19 protein-coding genes are annotated in these 21,300 nt (G+C 25.8%); 12 read left to right on the forward strand and 7 right to left on the reverse strand.

What is annotated here, in order from left to right:
• Positions 1 to 46: 46 nt before the first annotated feature.
• On the forward strand, positions 47 to 1,528 hold the full coding sequence (locus tag KO488_RS02145; protein WP_216057145.1) for an alkaline phosphatase D family protein: 1,482 nt from the start codon (positions 47 to 49) through the stop codon (positions 1,526 to 1,528).
• Between the two features lie 33 nt (positions 1,529 to 1,561).
• On the opposite strand, the gene ovoA is transcribed toward KO488_RS02145, so the two are convergent.
• The gene (gene ovoA / locus KO488_RS02150) at positions 1,562 to 3,652 is read right to left on the reverse strand and encodes a 5-histidylcysteine sulfoxide synthase (RefSeq protein ID WP_216057146.1); all 2,091 of its coding nucleotides are present in this window, start codon (positions 3,650 to 3,652) and stop codon (positions 1,562 to 1,564) included.
• 90 nt (positions 3,653 to 3,742) lie between these two features.
• Positions 3,743 to 4,222, reverse strand: coding sequence for a ribonuclease E activity regulator RraA (rraA, locus tag KO488_RS02155; protein ID WP_216057147.1), 480 nt, complete (start codon positions 4,220 to 4,222; stop codon positions 3,743 to 3,745).
• A 117-nt stretch (positions 4,223 to 4,339) separates the two neighbouring features.
• Here rraA and KO488_RS02160 point away from each other — a divergent pair, with 117 nt between their 5' ends.
• On the forward strand, positions 4,340 to 5,320 hold the full coding sequence (locus KO488_RS02160; protein ID WP_216057148.1) for a hypothetical protein: 981 nt from the start codon (positions 4,340 to 4,342) through the stop codon (positions 5,318 to 5,320).
• A gap of 1 nt (position 5,321) precedes the next feature.
• Here KO488_RS02160 and KO488_RS02165 read toward each other — a convergent pair whose 3' ends face one another.
• The 4 genes from KO488_RS02165 to KO488_RS02180 are packed head-to-tail and all read right to left on the reverse strand — an operon-like array spanning position 5,322 to position 9,088.
• Positions 5,322 to 6,470: a sensor histidine kinase gene (locus tag KO488_RS02165; protein ID WP_216057149.1), complete on the reverse strand. Its 1,149-nt coding sequence runs from the start codon at positions 6,468 to 6,470 to the stop codon at positions 5,322 to 5,324.
• The gene (locus tag KO488_RS02170; RefSeq protein ID WP_216057150.1) at positions 6,457 to 7,122 is read right to left on the reverse strand and encodes a response regulator transcription factor; all 666 of its coding nucleotides are present in this window, start codon (positions 7,120 to 7,122) and stop codon (positions 6,457 to 6,459) included. Before KO488_RS02170 ends, KO488_RS02165 begins: the two co-directional genes overlap by 14 nt.
• Positions 7,119 to 8,054 carry a cache domain-containing protein gene (locus KO488_RS02175; RefSeq protein ID WP_216057151.1) on the reverse strand — a complete coding sequence of 312 codons (936 nt, stop codon included), beginning with the start codon at positions 8,052 to 8,054 and terminating at the stop codon, positions 7,119 to 7,121. Before KO488_RS02175 ends, KO488_RS02170 begins: the two co-directional genes overlap by 4 nt.
• A 53-nt stretch (positions 8,055 to 8,107) precedes the next feature.
• Positions 8,108 to 9,088 (reverse strand): c-type cytochrome, encoded by a 981-nt coding sequence (locus tag KO488_RS02180; RefSeq protein ID WP_216057152.1) that lies wholly within the window; start codon positions 9,086 to 9,088, stop codon positions 8,108 to 8,110.
• A gap of 143 nt (positions 9,089 to 9,231) precedes the next feature.
• On the opposite strand from KO488_RS02180, the gene KO488_RS02185 reads away from it, so the two are divergent.
• The 6 genes from KO488_RS02185 (at position 9,232) to KO488_RS02210 (ending at position 14,962) form a co-directional block, all read left to right on the forward strand.
• Positions 9,232 to 9,873, forward strand: a complete 642-nt coding sequence (locus KO488_RS02185; protein WP_216057153.1) for a DsbA family protein — start codon at positions 9,232 to 9,234, stop codon at positions 9,871 to 9,873.
• A 157-nt stretch (positions 9,874 to 10,030) separates the two neighbouring features.
• Positions 10,031 to 10,441 (forward strand): methylaspartate mutase subunit S, encoded by a 411-nt coding sequence (glmS, locus tag KO488_RS02190; RefSeq protein WP_216057154.1) that lies wholly within the window; start codon positions 10,031 to 10,033, stop codon positions 10,439 to 10,441.
• Positions 10,441 to 11,808: a methylaspartate mutase gene (locus KO488_RS02195; protein ID WP_216057155.1), complete on the forward strand. Its 1,368-nt coding sequence runs from the start codon at positions 10,441 to 10,443 to the stop codon at positions 11,806 to 11,808. Before glmS ends, KO488_RS02195 begins: the two co-directional genes overlap by 1 nt.
• Positions 11,802 to 12,986, forward strand: coding sequence for a glutamate mutase L (locus KO488_RS02200; protein ID WP_216057156.1), 1,185 nt, complete (start codon positions 11,802 to 11,804; stop codon positions 12,984 to 12,986). Before KO488_RS02195 ends, KO488_RS02200 begins: the two co-directional genes overlap by 7 nt.
• A 10-nt stretch (positions 12,987 to 12,996) precedes the next feature.
• Positions 12,997 to 14,568 (forward strand): AMP-binding protein, encoded by a 1,572-nt coding sequence (locus KO488_RS02205; protein WP_216057157.1) that lies wholly within the window; start codon positions 12,997 to 12,999, stop codon positions 14,566 to 14,568.
• Between the two features lie 118 nt (positions 14,569 to 14,686).
• Positions 14,687 to 14,962: a c-type cytochrome gene (locus KO488_RS02210; protein WP_216057158.1), complete on the forward strand. Its 276-nt coding sequence runs from the start codon at positions 14,687 to 14,689 to the stop codon at positions 14,960 to 14,962.
• Between the two features lie 61 nt (positions 14,963 to 15,023).
• Here KO488_RS02210 and KO488_RS02215 read toward each other — a convergent pair whose 3' ends face one another.
• Positions 15,024 to 15,863: a GGDEF domain-containing protein gene (locus KO488_RS02215; RefSeq protein WP_216057159.1), complete on the reverse strand. Its 840-nt coding sequence runs from the start codon at positions 15,861 to 15,863 to the stop codon at positions 15,024 to 15,026.
• Positions 15,864 to 16,030: 167 nt separating this feature from the next.
• Between KO488_RS02215 and KO488_RS02220 the strand changes: the two genes are divergently transcribed.
• The 4 genes from KO488_RS02220 (at position 16,031) to KO488_RS02235 (ending at position 21,256) form a co-directional block, all read left to right on the forward strand.
• Entirely contained in the window at positions 16,031 to 17,191 is a 1,161-nt protein-coding gene (locus KO488_RS02220; RefSeq protein WP_216057160.1) for a TsoY family (seleno)protein, read from the forward strand.
• Between the two features lie 59 nt (positions 17,192 to 17,250).
• Entirely contained in the window at positions 17,251 to 18,528 is a 1,278-nt protein-coding gene (locus tag KO488_RS02225) for an SH3 domain-containing protein (RefSeq protein WP_216057161.1), read from the forward strand.
• A 107-nt stretch (positions 18,529 to 18,635) separates the two neighbouring features.
• Complete coding sequence (locus KO488_RS02230; RefSeq protein ID WP_216057162.1) at positions 18,636 to 19,019, forward strand: PAS domain-containing protein; 384 nt, start codon at positions 18,636 to 18,638, stop codon at positions 19,017 to 19,019.
• Positions 19,020 to 19,027: 8 nt separating this feature from the next.
• Complete coding sequence (locus KO488_RS02235) at positions 19,028 to 21,256, forward strand: methyl-accepting chemotaxis protein (protein ID WP_216057163.1); 2,229 nt, start codon at positions 19,028 to 19,030, stop codon at positions 21,254 to 21,256.
• The last annotated feature ends 44 nt before the right edge of the window (positions 21,257 to 21,300 follow it).

Raw genomic sequence — 21,300 nt, forward strand, 5'->3', positions numbered from 1 at the left:
TGTTATACTATATTTAATAACTTATTTATTTATAATAGGAGTCGACATGAGTGAAAAACTAATTCTAGGTCCTTTATTATCAGTAGAAGCTGATAATAAATACGTTGTGTGTTTTTTAAGTAAAACTGACTTAAATTTTTCTATTGAGTTTAATAATACAATAGTAAAAGCTAATAAATTAACAAAACTAAATAGTGGATATTTTTATAGAGCTGAATATATTATGAAAAGTTCAAAAAAACCAAGAACTGTCAAATACAAAATACTAAATGAAAATGGAATACTTCAAGATATTCATAAAAGAGAATCTTGGGAGTTTTATATTCCTGCAAAAGATGAAAAAGTAAAATTTGCCTATGCCTCATGTAATGGCTTTTCAAGCCCAGACTTACTTGCAAAAATCAATGAACCTTATAAATTATGGGAAGATATAATCTCTATGCATGAAAAAGAAGCTTTTGCAGTTTTAATAATGGGTGGAGATCAAGTTTATGCAGATGAGTTATGGTCAAAAGTTGATGAACTTGAAGAATGGTCTAAACTTAAAATGGAAGCTAAAATAAAGAAAAAAGCTACAAAAGGCATGATTAAACATCTTAATGAATTTTATGAAAAATTATATATAAGAAAATGGAGTGATAAAAATATGTCTTTAGCACTCGCAACAATTCCAACTGTAATGATGTGGGATGATCATGATATATTTGATGGTTGGGGTTCATATCCAAAAGAAATCCAAGAGTGTGAAGTTTATAAAAATATTTTTAATGTTGCAAAGAAATATTTTGAGATATTTCAAATTAGAAGTATTAAAAATACAACTTTGATAAACAAAGATAGAACACATTATTCCTTTTCATTAAAATTTAGAAACTTTCATATTTTAGCCTTAGATAACAGAACACAAAGAAGTATTCAGCAAGTTATGTGTAACTCGCAATGGAATGATATAAACACTTATTTAGACACAAATATCCTTAATGATAATGTATTAGTTTTATCAGCTGTTCCAGTTGTTTATAGAGATTTTTCTTGTACTGAAAATTTAGTTGATTTCTCATCTTGGCAAGAAGAGTTAACTGATGATTTAAAAGACCACTGGAGAGCAAAAGATCATCAAGGGGAGAGAATGCGTTTGATTATGAGATTATTTATGAACATCAAAAAAAGAAAATCTGCAGAAAATAATACAAGAACAGTAATATTATCAGGTGATGTTCACGTAGGCTCGCTTGGCGTTATAAATGATCATTTAAATAATGATAAAATTCATCAAGTTGTATCATCAGGAGTTGTTCATACACCACCATCATATATAGAATGGTTAGGAATAACTGCAATTACAAATGATAAAAATGAATTTTTAAATGAAGATAAAACAATAGAAACATCTATGTTAAAACCAATTGGTTCAGCAAAATATTTAAGAGTAAGAAACTTCGTAACTTTAAATGAAGGAACAGATGAAAAACTTTGGATAAACTGGGTTTGTGATAATGAGGATAAACCTTGTTATGCTTTGAACTAAATATTTAAGAAAAGTTAAAAGAAAGAAAAAAGCCTAAGCTTTTTTCTTCCATATTGACATTTGAGAAACTGAGTGTTGGTATTTTCTATTTGTTTCTTTAATTACAAAAGGAACATCTATAGTTTTAAGTAATTCAAAATCTTTAAGTTCATCTTTTAAAGTATCTAATGTTGAAACTTCTTTATTATCTTTGATATATCCACCAAGCCAGTTTTCTTTTGGTGTATACTCTTCAAGCCATGTATATGGACTTAAAAGAACTAATAAGCCCTTATCATTTACTCTTGAAGGAATATCTTCAATAAATTTTTGAGGATAATATAATCTATCAATTAAGTTTGAACAAAAAATCAAATCATATCCTGTATAATTATCTTTTAAATTACAGGCATCACCTTGCATAAATGAAACTTTTTCTTTTATATCATCTAAACCAAAGTCTTTTAATGAAACTGTTCTTTCATTAAAAATATCACCCTCTTTTTTAATATTAAAAGTTAAAGTATCATATTCTTTTAATTTAACTCCGACATTAATAAAGTTTGCAGAAAAATCAATTCCAGTAACTTCATCAAAAGTTTTAGCTAATTCAAAAGTACTTCGTCCTACTGAACAACCTAAGTCTAAAGCTTTTTTTGTTTCAATATTTTCTAAATATGGTTTTAATAGATCAACTGAGTTAACACAAAAGTTTTTAACACCAAAGTTCTCTTCGCCATAATGAAACTCACAATACTGAGCAATTGACTCATCTGTTTCATAAACATTATTATTTAATTTTGTTCTATATTCGTTATCTGATTTCACGTATCTAAATCCTGCATGTTGGAAGAAATGCTTTCTAAAAGCATATCTTGCTTCTCTTAAGATCTCATTTCCTAAAGAAATAAAAGATCCACCTTTCATTAAAGCATGTCTATCATCAAATGTTGGCGTTGTAAAATCGTCATAAATAGGATGTGTTTGGAAATCATCAAAAGGATACATAGGAGTTATACTCCATTGCCATATATTTCCTCTTACATCATAAAATTCATCAAATTTATATTTATCAACAGGTGATTGATTAAACTGTTTTAATCCTATATTCGCTTCTTTTTCGTTTGCATTTACATAATCAAATAATCTATAATATTCATCTTCACTTGGAAGTCTTACTTCATATCCCAACTTAGCACTTTTATATTTACAAAAAGCCTCTGCTTCATATACATTTATATCCACAGGATAGTTTAATGGCAGAGAAATTACTCTACTTATTTCTCGTAAGTAATACTTACCATCTTCTTTTATCCAAAAAGTTGGGTGCTTAGCTTGAGAAAAATCTAACCACTCTTTTCCTTCTTTTGTAAACAGTTCAGGTTTATTATATCCACCTTCTTTTACAAACTCTAAAAACTCTCCATTTGATACTAAATATTTAGAAGCTTTAAAATCTTTTACCGTAGATTTATGAAAAGAAAATTCATTATCCCATCCATAAAAAATAGGATTTTCTCTATCTTTTTGGATAATTACCTCTCCACCTTTTACATCTAGTAGTTCATTTTGGGGAAATATTTCACTTTCTTCATTTACATATTCAAAAATTTCTTCATCTATTAATCTTTTATTATCAAGTTCACGTAGTAAAACAGAAGATGTTTCAATATGAATATTTTCATGTTCAATTCCCATAAGAATAATCCACATAGGACTTTCCCAATTTATAGGTATTGTAAATTCTATTGTATCAATTAGACTTAAAACCATTTGCTTTACTTCTAATCTATATTTTTTTGTTTCTTCAAGTGTAGGCCAAGTATAATTATTTGATTCTAAATCATCCCATGACATTTCATCAACACCAATTGCAAATTTAGATTCAAACTCTTTATTTACTCTTGTTGTTAAAATATTTGCTAAAGTTAATTTATTTACAAAAAATGTAGCCGTATGACCAAAATAAAAAATCAACGGGTGTCTTAGTCTATTTGGTTGTTTATATATACATTTTTCATCTTTTAATAATTCAAATAGCTTTTCATCTAATTCATAAGTTTGAAGAAAATATTTTTTAATCTCTTCTCTTTTTTCTGCAACAGTACCTTGGTTTAAATTTATAGTATTTTTAATATAGTTCAAAATTTTCCTTAATAATTTTATTACTCTTTAGACTTCTTTTATATATTACTTTCTTATAGTATCAAGGTTTTGTGTATAAAAAGTTAAGTGCTAAACTAACTTTTCTTTTGTAATTACAATTCCATCAGGATCAACATAAATATAATCACCTTCAACAATTTCTACATTATCAATAGTAATTGGCACATTTATTTGTCCTTCTTGAACTGGAATATATTTTTTTGGACAAGTTCCTTTTGCAACTAAACCAACTTTGAAATCTTTTGTTGTAACAGTATCTCTTACATATCCATTTACAATAATTCCTTCATATTTATTATCACTTGCAAATTTCATTAAGTTATCACCTACAACAGCGTAGTATTTCACATCAACATCAACTACTACTATTTTACCATCACCTTTTTTTTCTTTTAATAATTGCGCTAAATCTTTATTGTTTTTATCTAATTTTACTGTAATTGCACTACCTTGAAACTTTACAATTCCACCATATGATTTAAAATCTGGTCCTAAAACTTCTGTCTTATCACTAAACTCATCACATAAATCTGCTGTGAAAAATTCCATATTAATCCTTGTTTTTAAAATAAGATAGATTATCTCATTTTACTATTAATCTATTCTTATTTGTTCACTTTAATTACACAAAAAGGATATAATATTTCTTAGAAAAAAGGAATATCTATGCAAAATATTTATAAATCAATCTTACTTTTACTGTTTTTAGTTTTATTAACAGGATGTGGTTCAAAACAATTAACTGTAAAATCACTTCATCCATCAAAAATTCCAAATGAAAAAATTTATTCACTTTATATAGAGGATTTTTTTAATGATGATATTTATCAAAGTTTAAAAATTCAAAGTAAATTGGCAAATAAAACAATTGAAGGTAAAAAAGTTTTTAGAGTTTTAAATGATTATGGAAATGTTGATGCCGTAGTTCAAGGTTCACTTAATTCGACATTAAACTATTCCACTTATTATGAAGAAGAGATTGATTATAGAAGATGTAGATATTATAGATATGAAGGAAAAAAGAAAACAAAAAGATGCATGAGATACCATGTTCGACTAATTCCATGTGAAAATAGAGAATATACAGTTCAAACTAACCTGAAACTTTTAAAAAAGAATACAAATGAGATAGTGTTTGCAAAAACATATAATAAAACGCGAAATATTCGAGAATGCTTTAGATATCACTATTATCCTTATCATACGATTCCAAGAGATAAAAGAGAAGTAAATATAAAACTTGCATCATTAATAGCTGATGAATTTTTAGACGATATTTCTCCTCATTATGAATATTGGGATATTAATATAATTGAAGAATTAAATGAAGATAGCTTGGTTTTTACAGATGAACAAAGCAGTAAATTTGAAAAAATTGTAGAACTAATGGAAAAAAGAAATCTAGATTTATCTCTAGATGGACTAAATAAATTAAGCCAAGAGCTTGATAATAAAAGTTATGAAGTTCTTTATAATATGGCTTTAATTTATGAAGCAAAAGCAAATTTATATGAAGCAAATAAATTATATAAGCAAGCTAAATACTTTGTAAAAGATTTAGATGATTTATCACTTATAAATAATGGAATAACTAGAACAAAAAAGAATTTAGAAGAAAAAATAAAAGCAAAATCACAATTGCCTTGATTTAACTCTTTTGAAAAGTATAAGTAAACGCACTTCCGATATTTGGTTTTGAATTTACTTCAATTTTTATTTTATTTTTTTTACAAATATTTTTTACAATGCTAAGACCAATCCCAAAACCACCTGTTATTTTATCACCTCGATAATATCTTTCAAAAATCTTTTTAGTATTTTTTATTCCAATACCTTCATCCCAAAAAGCAAGTTTTATTTCATCTTCATATTTTTCTAAAAGTACTTTTATAGTTGAGCTATCTTTTGAGTATTTTATTGCATTTGAAATATTATTATCTATTATTCTAAATAATTCAATTTTATTGAAATTAATCAAAATATTTTTTTTAATACTAGTCTCAATTTTAATATTTTTTGATATTGCTAAATCACTAAAGAACTCTATTCTTTTTTCTAAAAACATTGAAAAATCAATATTCTCTTTTTCATCTTTAACAGCATGTTGTTGCATATAATATTCTAAATCTTCATATATTACAGTCATGTTTTTCAAAGCAGATTTTATTCTCAAAATATACTTATCATTTTTCAATCTTAGTTGTAACATATCTACATTTATTCGAGCAACACCAATTGGTGTTTTTAACTCATGCATTGCATCTTTTAAGAATTCATCTAAATATTGATTTAATTTTCTGTATGGTTCTACACTTTGTTTAATTACAAAAAAAGATGAAAGAAAAATAAAAAAACTAATTGATAAAAGTAAAATAATTGCATTATAAATAACTTGAGAATTATCTATGTCTTTACAAACAATCAAACTATTTGCATTTAATATATTTAAAGCAAGATACTCTTTATAACAAATTTTATCTTTCGATTTTTCGAAATCATTATTAAAACTTCTTTTTTCGTTTTTTAAAAGTGAAAAAATCACCCTATTCTCTTTATCAAAGATTCCAGAACTATAAATATTTGATCTTGGAAAATAAAAAACTGTACTATTCTCTTTCTCAAAATCTTCAATTTTAGAAAATACAGAAGAAGCATAATTTTTTAGATTCATTTTATCTTTTATATTTTGATTTTCAAAAGAAGCATCTAAATAAAAATATATGGGAATAAAAGCTATTAATAAAGTAAGAATTACTTGTATTATTATGTATTTTATTTCATATTTATAGTTTATCAATTTTATATCCTACAAATCTTTTTGTAATTATAAATTCTTTGCTGGTTTTTTCTCTAATTCTTTTTATGCACATTCTAATATCAGAATATGAAATTTCTTTATTTTCCCAAACTTTTTCATGTAAAGTTTCAATAGAGACAAAAAAACCTCTATTTTGAACTAAAAAAGAAACTACTTCACTCTCTTTATTACTCAAATCAATATGTTTATCTTTTTTTAGTAAAAGATTCTTTTTAACATCAAAACTAAAATCTAAAGGGAGTTCTACTTTATCATCTAGAGTTTTAAAACAACTATTTTTAATTAATTGTTCTATTCTAAACTTTAATTCAATCATATCAAATGGTTTTCTAATATAATCATTACATCCAAGTTCATAACCATGACTAAGATTTGAAATATCAGTTAATGATGTTAAAATTATTATAGGAACATTTAATTTTTCTTTTCTTATATTTTCAACTAAAGAAAAGCCATCCATTCCAGGAACTCTAATATCTAAAAGTAATAAATCATAGTTACATTCAAAAACTGCATCAAAAGCATCATCACCATTTTCAAAATCATCTACAAGAAAATCCAATTCTTCTAAAAACTCTTTTATTGATACTTTATATAAATAGTCATCTTCTAATAATAATATTTTCATCATTTTATTATGATCTCTCTTTTTTGTTTTATATTAGAATTTTTCAAATCTGTTTTTGTATTTATCTCACCTAAATATTCATATCTTGGTAAATATTTATAATCTTGTTCATTTTTATCAAAATAAATCATTAACTTACCAATACTTTCTAAATCCATATTCTCTAAAGGTATCTGTGTTACTATTTTATTTTTAATTTCATAATAGAAAAATTCATTTGAAATATAGTTTTTATTTTCTTGTAAAATATGAAAAAAGTTTTTATCATATTCCTCTTTTAAGACAACATAATCATGCAAAAGTTGATTTTTTTTATGATATTGAGCAATTTTTAAGTACTTTTTCTCTAACAAAGGAATTATTTCTATTCCCATATATTTTAAACGATTTTTTAAATCACTATAATCGATAATTACTTCAATAGAACCTATATACTTTTTATTTCTATCAAAAATAGGTGAAATAGCCTTGATATTAAATCTTTTTCCTAATTCATTTGAAACAAAAGGTTCTTTAGTCTCTTTAACCTTTACTAGACCTTTTCTAAACTCTTTTAAACTAAGTCCCAAATCCTCATCTTCCCAAGATCTTACAAATACTTCTAATTCTTTAGTATGAACTTGCACTTGAATATTGTATATATTTGTATAATTTTTAATATTTGAAAGTAATTTTAATAATTCAACTTTTAATTTCTTTTGATCATTTTTTTCTAAAAAATTTACTACATTTTGGTTTTGTGAGAAAAGAATTGATAAAGATAAGGCTTGATTTTTTTGATGTAATAATTCATTTTCAACAAGTTTTATTTTATTAGATACTAAGATGTCAGTTTGGTTTTGTTCTATTATATTGTTGTATTTATTTAAAAAGAAAAGTAGAATCATCATTACAATGATGAAAAGTAATATAAAGTTTCTGTAAGTTTTATTCATGTGTAATTTTATCTAAAAGTAAAAGAGAATATCCTTTGATATTCTCTTTTAAATTATTTTATAATTTTTCCATAAGGTCCAACTTGATGTTCTTTTGTTTCAATATTAGGTCTATAAACATCTGGAGCTTTAACTATTTCATCAGGAAAATCATTATTTCTATTTATTTTTTCTGGTCTATAATGAGAATCTTGATTCATAAATGCAGCTACATTATAAGCTTCTTCATCAGTTAAAATTGGATTTTCATGTGTTGCCCCTAATGGCATATTACTTTTTATAAAATCTGCAGATTTTAAAATTCTATACATTCCTGCACCTTTATTATAAGTATCTTCTGTACCCCATAATGCAGGGAACATGAAGCCATTTGCTTTTCCAGGATTTTTAATTCCTTCTCCATTAGCACCATGACATGAAGCACATTGATTTGCATAAACTATACTTCCTTTTTCAAGATCTGCAGCTTGATTTTTAATCATTTTTCTATCAATTTTTGCTAGACCTCTTCCTTTTAGTTTTCCTCCCCCAGCAACAGGAATACCCATACTTAACCAGTGCATATAAGCTTGCATTGCAGCCATCTCTTTACTTTGTGCAGGAAGCTTATACCCATTCATACTTCTTTCCATACAACCATTAATTCTTTCAACTAAAGTACCAATTTTATTTTCTCTTGGTCTATATTGTGGAAATTCTGCAGTTGTTCCAATAAAAGGTGCAGAATAAGCTTTAGTTCCTGCATCTAAGTGACAGTTTTGACATTGGTTATTATTTCCTGCAAATCTCATTTTTGGATCATCCACTTCAGGACCTATATATTTAGAAGTATGAACAATAAGTTCTCTACCATATTTTACAAGCTCCCCAAATTTATTATCTGGAATATTTTTAACATCAGGAATTATATATTCTAATTTCACATCAGATTTATATCCCTTATTTGATCTCTCTTTAAGTTCTTTTCCATCAAAAGACATTAACGAACTTACACATAATGCAGATAAGCTTGCAATTAAAACTACTTTTTTCATAATATATCTCCTACTTTTTGATTACTGAAAGTATATAATTTATAGGTAACTTGAAAGTAACAAAGCATAATTAAAAAAATTTAATATTTATTATATTTATATATGCTAATATAATTTTAAATATTAAAAAAAGGCAAGAAAAAATGCAAAATAAAAAAGTTGTACTAATATCATTACTAGTTTTACTAGTAGTATTTTTAGGTGGTACGTATATTTTTAAAACAAATAAGACAGAACAATTAATAGCAAATACAAAAGCAAACTATTCAGCACTAATTAGAGAACACTCAGTAATTATTGGAAATAAAGATGCAAAAGTTGAACTAGTAGAATTCTTTGACCCAGCTTGTGAAACATGTGCACAAATGCATCCATATGTAAAAGAGATTATGAAAGAAAAGGAAGGCAATATCAAACTTGTTTTAAGATATGCACCTTTTCATAAGGGTTCTACAAATGCAGTTATATTACTAGAAGCTAGTAAAGAGCAAAATAAATTTATTGAAGTTTTAGAGTTACTATTTAATACACAAAATGTATGGGTAATAAATCATAGTGTAGATTTAAATAGATTATGGGCAGTTGTAGCATCATCTAAACTTCTAGATATGGATAAATTAGTAAAAGATATGAAAGATCCTAAGATTATAGAAATCGTTAAACAAGATATAGAAGATGGAAAAGCTTTAAAAGCTACAAAAACACCAGCTTATTATGTAAATGGTAAGCCTTTAGAAGTATTCGGATTAGACAATTTAAAAGATTTAATAAACTCTGCATTATAAAATACAAATAACTTACATACAATAAATAAGAAACTATTGAATAATTTTTTATTCAATAGTTTTATTATAATTTTTCCTAATTAAACACTAACCATTTTTTAGATAATATAATTGCCTTTAATAAATAATAAACTAAAAATAATTAGGTAGTAAATATATGAAAGTAGTTACAGGAGTTGTAGGTAACGATATACACGTAGTTGCAAATAGACTAATAGATATATCATTACAAGCACGAGGATTTGAAGTATTTAACTTAGGTGTTAATACTTATTTAGAAGAATTCTTTGATGCTGTTATTGAAACAAACGCAGATGTTTTACTTATCTCTTCACTAAATGGTGAAGCTGAGGGTTGGTGTAGAGAAGTTAAAATTTTAAAATCAAAATATGGAAATCTTTTAGATGAGGTTGTATTTATGATTGGTGGTAACTTAGTTGTAGGAACTGGAGCTGCTGAAGATATTGTGCCTAAATTTAAGGATTATGGTTTTGATTTAGTATTTCACCAAGTTGACTTAAATACGGGACTTGATGCATTACAAAAATACTTGAAGGAGAGAGAATAATGAGCTTACTTCAAGAAGAGCGAGAAATTATTGTTCAAAATAAATATGCAGATAACTTTGATTTTGCAGAGATAGAAGAGTTTGTAAAAAATGCTTCAAAAGATTTATTTATTTCGCACAACTTTAAAAATGCTAATAAAATGTTAGTTCAACCTCGTGGTGGTTTTCCAACTTATCAAAAACAATATGATTTATATGAGTTTTTTGTAAATGCAAATGTTGATGTTTTACCTTTAACTATTGATTCAAATACAAGATTAAATGATTATGCAACATCTGCAAAAATGCTTAAGCTTTCTGAAGAAAATGAAGTTGATATGTTAAATGGTTATCCTTTAGTAAATCATGGTTATAAAACTACTAGAAAAATGATTACTCACTTTAATAAACCAGTATCATTAAGACATGGAACTCCTGATGCAAGACTTTTAATAGAAACTGCTATTGCTTCAGGAATCTTTGAAATTGAGGGTGGTCCAATTACTTACCTATTACCCTACTCTAAAAACTTCCCATTAGATAAAGCTTTTTTATATTGGAAATATGTTGAAAGAGTTTGTGCAAATTATTCAAAACTTAATGAACCAATTAATAGAGAATCCTTTGGTCCTTTAACTGCAACACTTGTTCCTCCTTGTGTAACAATTGTAATACAGTTATTAGAAATGCTTCTTTCACTTGAAGAAGGTGTAAAATCCTTTTCTGTATCTTTCTCACAAACTGGTTCTATGAATCAAGATATTGTAACAGGGGCAGTTATTAGAAAAATGGCTAAGCATTACGCAGAAGAAATCGGATGTGGTGACGCATCTGTACATCTTGTATATCACCAATGGATGGGAGCCTTCCCAACAGATAAAAATTTTGCAGAATGTTTAATTAATACTTCAACTGTAATTGCAGCTATGGTTGGTGCTGATAAAATTATTACAAAAACAAGAGATGAAGCATCTGGAATTCCTACAAAAGAATCAAATGCTAAAACAGTTGCAAATACTCAATACACTCTTAGAATGCTTCAAGGTTTACCAAATATTGTAGATAAAGAAGAGGAAGAAATACTAACTGAAGAAGTTATGAGTATTATGGAAGCTGTGTTTAATGACCCTGCTGATACATTATGGAGAAAAGTATTTAACTCTATTAAAAATGGAACGATTGATGTTCCCTTCTCTCCACATATTATAAATCATAATGAAGTAGTAACAGTAAGAGATAAAAATAAAAACATTAGAATTATCAAAAAAGGTAAATTACCAATAAGTGATAGATGTTTTGAATATGAAAAGAAACAATGTGATTTAAATAAAGATGCCTCATCAATAGTAAATGACATCATCCATGATATAGGAATTATGCAATGGTAGAAAATAAACTTTTAATCGATATAGGAAGTACATACTTTAAAGTTGCCACTTCTAACAATGTTGAACAACACTTTAGAGATTTTAACAAAGACATTTATGATGATTTAGTTAGTAAATGTTCAAGTACACTTGAGAGCTTTAAAAAAGAAGAAATATTTATTTGTTCTTCTGCAAATGGTGGATTATCAACATTAGTAATTGGTGTTACTAACTCTTTTTCTTTAAAATATGCTACAAATATTGCATATAATTCTGGTATTAATATTATTGATACTGTTTTATATCAAGAGATAGATAAAGCTTCAGTTCCAAGTGATTTAATTGATGTTGTAATAATTGTTGGTGGAATTAATAGTGTTGATAATATCTTTAAAGAAGATTTATTTAAATATTTAGAAAATGTAAATTATTCAAATGTAGTTTTTGCAGGTTCAAGCAAAGATGCTGAGTATTTAAGTTCACATATAGAAAACTTAGTATTAATTGATAATGTAATTGATAATAAACTCCATGTAGTTGAAGAGCCTTTAAAAGAGTATTTAACTAATCTTTATCAAGCTGATATTATGGGTAAGGAAGATATTAAACATTTATATGATTTAACATCAAATCAAATTTATTCAACTCCTTATATTGTAAATAAAACATTGCCACTAATTGATTCAAAATTTGCAGCTGTTAATCCATTTATTTTAATTGATATTGGAGGAGCAACAACGGATATTCATTATTCTAAAGATTTATCTTATGATAATATTGTTACTTCTAATGAATATGATAGATTAGTATTTAAGAAACTTGGTGTTTTTAAATCAAAAGAATCATTAATTTTTGCAGCTCAAAATAATGAATTTGTATATGAATTATTAGCTCATTTAAAAGTAACTGAAAATATTTTTAATGAAGATACTAATAAAAGTCTACGAATTTTAATGCAACTTGCAATCTTCTTAGTTTTATATAAAGTATCAGAAGTTCATCCTTTATATATCAAACTAAAATTACACTTATTAAAATCTGTTGTATTAACAGGTGGAATTACTAAAGTATTAAGTTTTGAAGAAGTAGAAGATATTATTGCATTTTTCTATAAGAAAATTTTAAACAGTGATATTCATCCTGCAATCATTTTAGATTCAAATTATGATATTTGGACTCTTGGAATAACTCAAAAATAAAGGAAATAATATGTCAATAAATTGTATAAGAACATTAGTAGAAGAAGCAAATATTTCAAATCCAGAAAAAATTGCTTTAACATTTGGACATGAGAAAATTACATATAGCGAATTATTTACTAAAGTAAATCAAATTGCTTATTATTTAGATGAGTTAAATATGCCAAGCAAAAGTAGAATTGGTATTTATTCAAATAAAGGAATAGATCAAGTTATTGCAATACTTGCTATTTTATCAACTGATTATATTCTAGTTCCTTTAACAAAATTACTTAAACAAGAACAAGTAAAATATATAATTGATGATTGTGATATTGCTTGTATTATTACAGATAAAGTAAAACTTGAAACACTTGAAGAAATAAACTTTACAGGTACTGTTATTTCATATGAAACAGCACATAAAGAATTACCATCATTTGAAGAGATTTACAAATACTATAATAAACCTTATGAATGTAATATTTCAGGACATCAAAATGCTGCTATTACTTACTCATTTGGAATAAGTGGAAAACCAAAAGGTATTGTGATTTCACATAGAAACTTTATAGATTCAGCTCGTGTTGTGTCACAATACTTAAAACTAAAAGAAGAAGATGTAATTTCAGGAACACTTGTTTTTAATCTTGATTATGGATTAAATCAAATCTTTTGTTCTTTATATAAAAGAGCAACATTAGCACTTCACAAATTTGTTTTACCTAATGACTTTTTTAATCATATTATAAATGATAAAGTTACAGTATTACCAATTATGCCTATTAATTTAACAGACATGTTTGATGAAGAAGAAAATAGACTTCCAAGTAGTGAATTATTACAAAATGTAAGAATTATTACATCATCAGGTGGTAATGTTACAAATAAAATGATTACAGACGTAGAAGAGTACTTTTCAAATGCAAAATTTTATTCAATGCATGGATTAACAGAAGCATTTAGATCAACATACCTAGATCCAACTCAATTAAAAATAAGACCTGATTCAATAGGAAAAGCTATTCCTGATGTTGAATTATATGTAATTGATGAAGAAGGTAATGAATGTGCCCCTAGAGTTGTTGGAGAGTTAATTCATAGAGGTGGATATATTTACCAAGGTTACTGGAAAGGTCCAAAAGAAACAAAAGAGAGATTTAAATCTGCTCAAATTTTAAAAAATATAATAAATCTTGATGGTGATTTAAATGATGAAATAGTTGTTGCAACTGGAGATTATGTTTATAAAGATGAAGAAGGTTATTTATACTTTGTTTCAAGAAAAGATAATATGATTAAAACTAGAGGATTTAGAGTAAGTCCTCATGAAATAGAATCTGTAGTTTACAAAAATATTTCAGAAATTGAACAATGTGCCGTTTTTTCAATTGAAAATGAAGAGATTGAAGAAGAAATTGTTTTAGTATATAGTGCAAGTAGTGAGATAAGCTCAAAAGAAATTACTTTTGAATTAAAAAAACATTTAGCTTCATATATGATTCCTAGTAAAATTATTTATAAAAAGTCTTTACCTCTTATTCCTTCCGATAAAAATAAAATAAATATTGATGAGTTAAAAAAAGAACTACTCATCAAATAATAAATATAGCGTTTTCCGCTATATTTTATAAAAAAACTTTTTTTATTGATTTACGTCAATTACTTCTAATATAGAATATCATATAATTACAACATAATATAAAAGAAGGAACGAAACAATGAAAAAAATTATAGCATTATCACTTATTACAGCATGTGTTGCACTTGCTAACCCTTACGCAAAATGTGCAGGATGTCATGGAGCTGATGGTGGAAAATCTGCTTTAGGTAAATCAAAAATTATTAAAGATATGACAAAAGCTGATTTTGTTGCTTCTTTAAAAGGTTACCAAGATGGTTCTTATGGAGGTCCAATGAAGGGTCTTATGAAAGGTCAAGTTAAAGGTATGGATGAAGCAACTATGCAAGCAATTGCAGATAAAATTGCTAAGTAATTTTTAATAAACTTCTATAAAATAGTAGCTAAATAATTTAGCTACTATTTTAACTACTTAATTATGTAAATTCAACTCTATCTCTACCTTTATTTTTTGCTCTATATACTGCAAAATCAGCTCTTTGAATCATTTCATTTGCATCTTTACAATCAGTAAAAAAAGAGACTCCCATACTAACACTAATAGAGATATCTCTTATAGAATGATATATTTTTTTTGATTTTATATCTTCTCTCAAATCATTAAGTTTTTGTACAATATGTTTTTTTGTAATAAAACAAAGAATAATAAATTCTTCTCCACCATATCTATAAACTTCACCATTTAATATTTCAGCATGTTTTTTTAACTTCTCAGCAAGATAGACTAAAACCTTATCTCCTGTATCATGACCAAAGGTATCATTTATTCCTTTGAACCTATCAGCATCAATAAATATAGCACTTAAGAAACTTGAATTACTCTGTCTTGAAAAGACTTTCAAATCCTCTTCCATTTTTCTTCTATTATAAATTTTTGTTAAGTGATCTCGATTCATACTATCTTTAAGAAGTTCTTTTTCTTTTAATAATTGCTCAATTAAATTGTCTTTATAGTTTTCTTCTAAGTTTGTGTTCTTCTGTTCTATTACTTTTCCTAAAGTAAATTCAAAACAATCCTTAGAACTTGAATAATCAATTTTTTTACACTCAATTACTAAAGATGGATTATCTTTTCCTAATCCATTTGTGATAGTTAAAGTATCAAATTGTTTTATTGAGTATTCAATCTTATCATTAATAATCTTAGGTTCTAAAAGTACTTTCTTCCAATATTTATTATTTTCCTTAGAAAGAACAGATACTTTTTTTAATAAAATATTTTCAAATAATTCTTTTGAAAGTGAAAACTTATGCATATTATATAATTCCTAAAATAAACTATTGAAACTATATCAAGTAATAACTTAGCTATATATTTAAAAAATATTTTTAAATTATAAACATAAGATTAACTTATATTATTTTCATAAGTATTTAATATAATATATAGTAATATTTATGAAATTTATTTAAGGATTTAAAAATGACTTTAAGAGAAAAATTCTCTCCAATGTGTTTTTTAGCAGCATTAGGTGCTGGTGGTTTATCAGTTTCATTCTTTATGTATTTAATGTTCTTAGTACCACATAAAGGTGCACCTATGGCTACATTTGATTTTGTATATTCACAACTATTAAAAGGTGATTGGCTATCTTTTGTTTCAGCCTTTGCGCTTGTTATGATTATAGCTTTTGCATTTTTGCATTTTAAACTTTTAATTTGGAATACTAAACAATTTAATATGTATAAAAAGTCTGATACTTATAAAGAATTAAAAAACTCAAATGCTGAGATTACTTTAATGACAATACCTCTTACATATACAATGACAATAAACGTATGCTTTGTTTTAGGAGCAGTATTTGTTCCAGGACTTTGGGGAATAGTTGAGTATTTATTTCCATTTGCTTTAATTGGGTTTATGATTACAGGTTTTTATGCTTTAAAAATATTTTTCAATTACTTTTCTAGAATTATAATAAATGGTGATTTTGACTTTACTAAAAACAATAACCTTTCACAAATGATTTCTATTTTTGCTTTTGCAATGGTGGCAGTTGGTTTTGCAGCTCCTGGAGCAATGAGTCATAATATAGAAATAAATGCAATAGGTATTTTTGGTGCCCTATTCTTTACCTCTTTATCTCTTTTATTATTAATAATAAAACTTACAATTGGTTTTAAAAATATGTTTGAACATGGTATTTCTATTGAAGCTTCTCCTTCATTATGGATTATTATTCCAATTTTAACTCTTTTAGGAATTACTGCTGTACGAGTATCTTTTGGGCTTGATCATAATTTTGGTGCTATTGTTGATAAATCTTCGCTATTTACTTTAACTTCTATTATTGTTTCACTTCAAATTATATTTGGAATATTAGGATATAAAATTATGAATCAACTTGGATATTTTGAAAAATTCATAGATTCAGAAGAACGATCTAGTGTATCTTTTGCATTAATTTGTCCAGGTGTTGCATTTTTTGTATTTGGTATGTTTTTTATTAATTTTGGGCTTACTTTTAATGGAATAATTGAAAAATACTCACTTGCATATTTTATAATTATGCTTCCATTTATGTTTGTTCAATATAAAACAGTTATTTATTTTTTTAAATTAAAGAAAAAGTTCTTTTTTTAATAAATAGAAAAATTATAAAATGATACAATCTCTAAATTAAATTTTAGAGGTTATATCATATGATAAAAATAAAAAAACTAAGTAATATTATTCTTCTCTCAACAACACTACTTTTTACTGCCTGTTCAGTAAAAGAGCCTATTATAAAAGTTGAAAAAAGTGATTTAAAAAATACGACGAAATATGCAAATAACAACTTCATAGATCAAAATCAAGAAACAAATAAATACCTAAAAAGATATTTTACTCCATGGGAACAAAATAAAGTTACTTACAGTAAGGAAGAAGCTACTTGGGGCTTTTCATATAAAAATAAAACTGTTTACTTAGAAAACCATAGACTAGCTAGTCAAACATGGTTTGAAAAACAAATAGAGAATTCAAACTTTGATTCATATAATACTCTTTTAAAAAAAGCAATTACATTAAAAAATAGTGATGTAAGGGTTTTCCCAACATCCTCACCTATGTTTTATAATCCATCAAAAGCAGGAGAAGGTTTTCCTTTTGATTATAATCAAAACTCAGCAATTAAAATAAATACACCAATTTTTTTATCTCATTATTCAAAAGATAGAGCATGGGTTTATATGCAATCAAGTACAGTTGGAGGATGGATAAAAACAAGTGATATTGCTTTTGTAAATGAAACATTTATTCAAAACTTTAAAACAGGTTCATATTCAGTTGCTATAAAAGAAAAGTTTCCTATTTACGATAATAGTTTTAGAGAATATGTAAAACTAGCAACTATTTTTCCTAAGTTTGAAGATAAATATATTATTGCAAAAAAAGATTTTCAAAATAACGCAATAATTGCATATATAAATTTAAGTTCACAAAGTGTTCAAAATATGCCTATAAAATTTAACTCAAAAAATAGAATCAAAATTGCACAAGCGTTACTTGATGAACCTTATGGTTGGGGTGGATTATTAAATAATAGAGATTGCTCAAGTTTTACACAAGATTTCTTTGTTCCTTTTGGAAAGTTTATTTCAAGAAATTCAAGAGCACAAACAAAAAATGGGAAATATCATGATATCTCTACTTTTTCTAAAAAAGAGAAAAAAGAATATATAAAACAAAATGGAGTACCTTTTTCTACACTTATTTATTTAAAAGGTCATATCATGTTATATGTAGGAGTTAAAAACAATGAACCTCTTGCTATGCATAATATGTGGAGTGTAAGACTTAAAAATAAGTTTGGAGAAAAATATAGACATATAGTTGGGAAAGCAAGTATTACAACTTTGGAACCTGGGAAAAATTTAAAAGATTTTGATGAAGAAAATAATGTTTTAAGACAAATACTAGGGATCGTAGTTTTATAATCATAACCCCATAAAATAACTAATAAGATTATATGTTATGTGTCTAATCAAAATAAAATAATTTTTTAAGTAAACTTTCAATAAGAATTTTTATAAGGTGAATTTTTATGGAAGAAGAATTAAAATTAACAACTGACTCTTTTTTATTATCAGAAACAGATGAAAAAGGAATTATTCGATATGCAAATGATGAATTTTGTCATTTTGCAGAATATTCACTAGAAGAACTTGTAGGTCAACCACATAATATGGTTAGACATCCTGATATGCCAAAAGCTGCATTTAAAGATTTATGGGAAACTGTTCAAAGTGGAAAACCTTGGAAAGGTTTTGTTAAAAACAAGACTAAACATGGAAAGTGTTATTGGGTTTTTGCAACCATATTTCCTTTTACTTCATGTGATGAAACAAAAGGTTATATTTCTTGCCGACGAATGGCTTCTCAAAATGAGATTGATAAGTATGAAGCTCTATATAAAACAATGAACTAGGAATTATTATGTTATTAGCATTAAAAAGAATATCAGTTGAAAATAAGATGAAGTTACTTGTTCTCTTTCCCTTACTTTTTATTATTGGATTATCAATATACATAACAGTAAGTTCTTATACAAAAGTAAACAAACTTGAAAAAGTAGACAAATTAGTTATTTTAAATACTAAAATTTCATTATTATTACATGAAACACAAAAAGAAAGAGGTGCTAGTGTTGGGTACTTAGGAAGTAAAGGTGATAAATTTAGAGATATTTTAGTAAAACAACGAAACCTTACAGATACAAGAATAAATGAATTTAAAACTTACATAGAAAATTTTTCTTATTATCCTACAAAAGGGAAAGAAAATATAGAAAAAGTAATTAATGAGTTATCAAAAATTCAAGGATTTCGAACAAATATAGACAATTTAGATATAGAAATTAAAAAAGTAATAAATTATTATACAGATATAAATAGATACTTATTAAATTTTGTTGCAAAATCTTCATTAATTGCAGAAAATGAAATAATCATCAAAGATATAACTGCATATTATAACTTTTTAATGTCAAAAGAAAGAGCTGGAATTGAAAGAGCTGTTGGTTCAAATATTTTTGCTAAAAATGCTTTTACGACAGACTTATATTTAAAATTTTTGACTCTAATAAATGAGCAAAATGCTTATATAAATACCTTTTATTTATATGATTCTGGAAAAGAGGACTATGTAAAAGAAAAACTAAACAACCCAATTGTAACAGAAGTTCAAAGAATCAGAAATGTTTTATTATCTTATAATGAAAATAAGAATACTTCATTAAATGTAGATTCTACTTATTGGTTTAATACTATTACAAAGAAAATCAATATTTTAAAAGAAATAGATGATTATCTTTCAAAAAATATTATTAATGATATTTCAACAATGAAAGATAAAGAATATAATCAAATGATATTTATTGCCTCTTTATCACTTTTAATTATCCTTCTTGTTATTACATTTGTAATTCTATTTGTAGGAAGTATTAATAAAGCTATTGAAGAAATTTATTTTGGTATTGAAAATTTTATTAAATACTTAAATAAAGAAAGTAATGAAATAGAACATATAAAACTAGAAACAAAAGGTTCCTTAGGAAATCTTACAAAAATGATAAATACTAATATTGATAGAATGAATAATAATTTAGAAAAAGATTTATTATGTGTAGGAGAAGCTACTATTACACTTGATAAGGTTCAAAAAGGTTATTATGGATGTAGAGTACATTCTGTTGCAGCAAACCCACAAGTTAGTATCTTAGCAAAAACTATTAATAAAATGCTAGATGTTCAACAAAAAGTAATTAATGATATTTTAACAATTTTAGATGAATATACAAACTATAACTATTTAGGTCTTATAGATATTAAAGGTTTAAATGGTGAATCTAAGCAAATGATTGAAGGTATTAATAGCTTAGGTAAATCAATTACAACTATGTTAGTTCAAAACAAATCCAATGGCGAAACTTTACAAGAAGGTTCAAGTCAATTATTAAAAAATGTAGATGAACTAAATAGAGCTTCAAATGATGCAGCAGCAAGATTAGAAGAAACAGCAGCTGCAGTTGAAGAGATTACAAGTAATATTGCCTCAAGTAGTGAAAATATTGCAAAAATGGCAAAGAATGCAAATGAATTAAATGTATCTGCAAATGAGGGAGAAAAGTTAGCAAATCAAACTGTTTCTTCAATGGAGGATATAAATACTCAAGTAAGTGCAATTAACGAAGCTATTTCTGTTATTGATCAAATTGCATTTCAAACAAATATTCTATCACTAAATGCAGCTGTGGAAGCTGCAACTGCTGGTGAAGCGGGAAAAGGTTTCGCAGTAGTTGCTGCAGAAGTTCGAAACCTTGCAAGTAGAAGTGCAGATGCCGCTAATGAAATTAAAACACTTGTTGAAAATGCAACATCAAAATCTAAACAAGGTAAAGATATTGCAGCTTTAATGATTAATGGTTATCATAATTTAAATGAAAATATAACTAGTACTTTATCACTGATTGATGAAGTTGAAAATGCTGCAAAAGAACAAAAGTTTGGAATTGAGCAAATTAGTGATGCTATTAATAGCTTAGATAAACAAACACAAATAAATGCAAATATTGCTAATGCTACAAATGATATTGCAGTTGAAACATCAAGTTTAGCTGATAATGTAGCAGATGCTACAAATGAAAAAGAGTTTAGAGGAAAATAAAGATTTATTAGACTAGATTATAAATAAACTAGTCTAATTTAAAT

The organism is Poseidonibacter lekithochrous (assembly GCF_018861145.1).
Lineage (GTDB): Bacteria > Campylobacterota > Campylobacteria > Campylobacterales > Arcobacteraceae > Poseidonibacter > Poseidonibacter lekithochrous_A.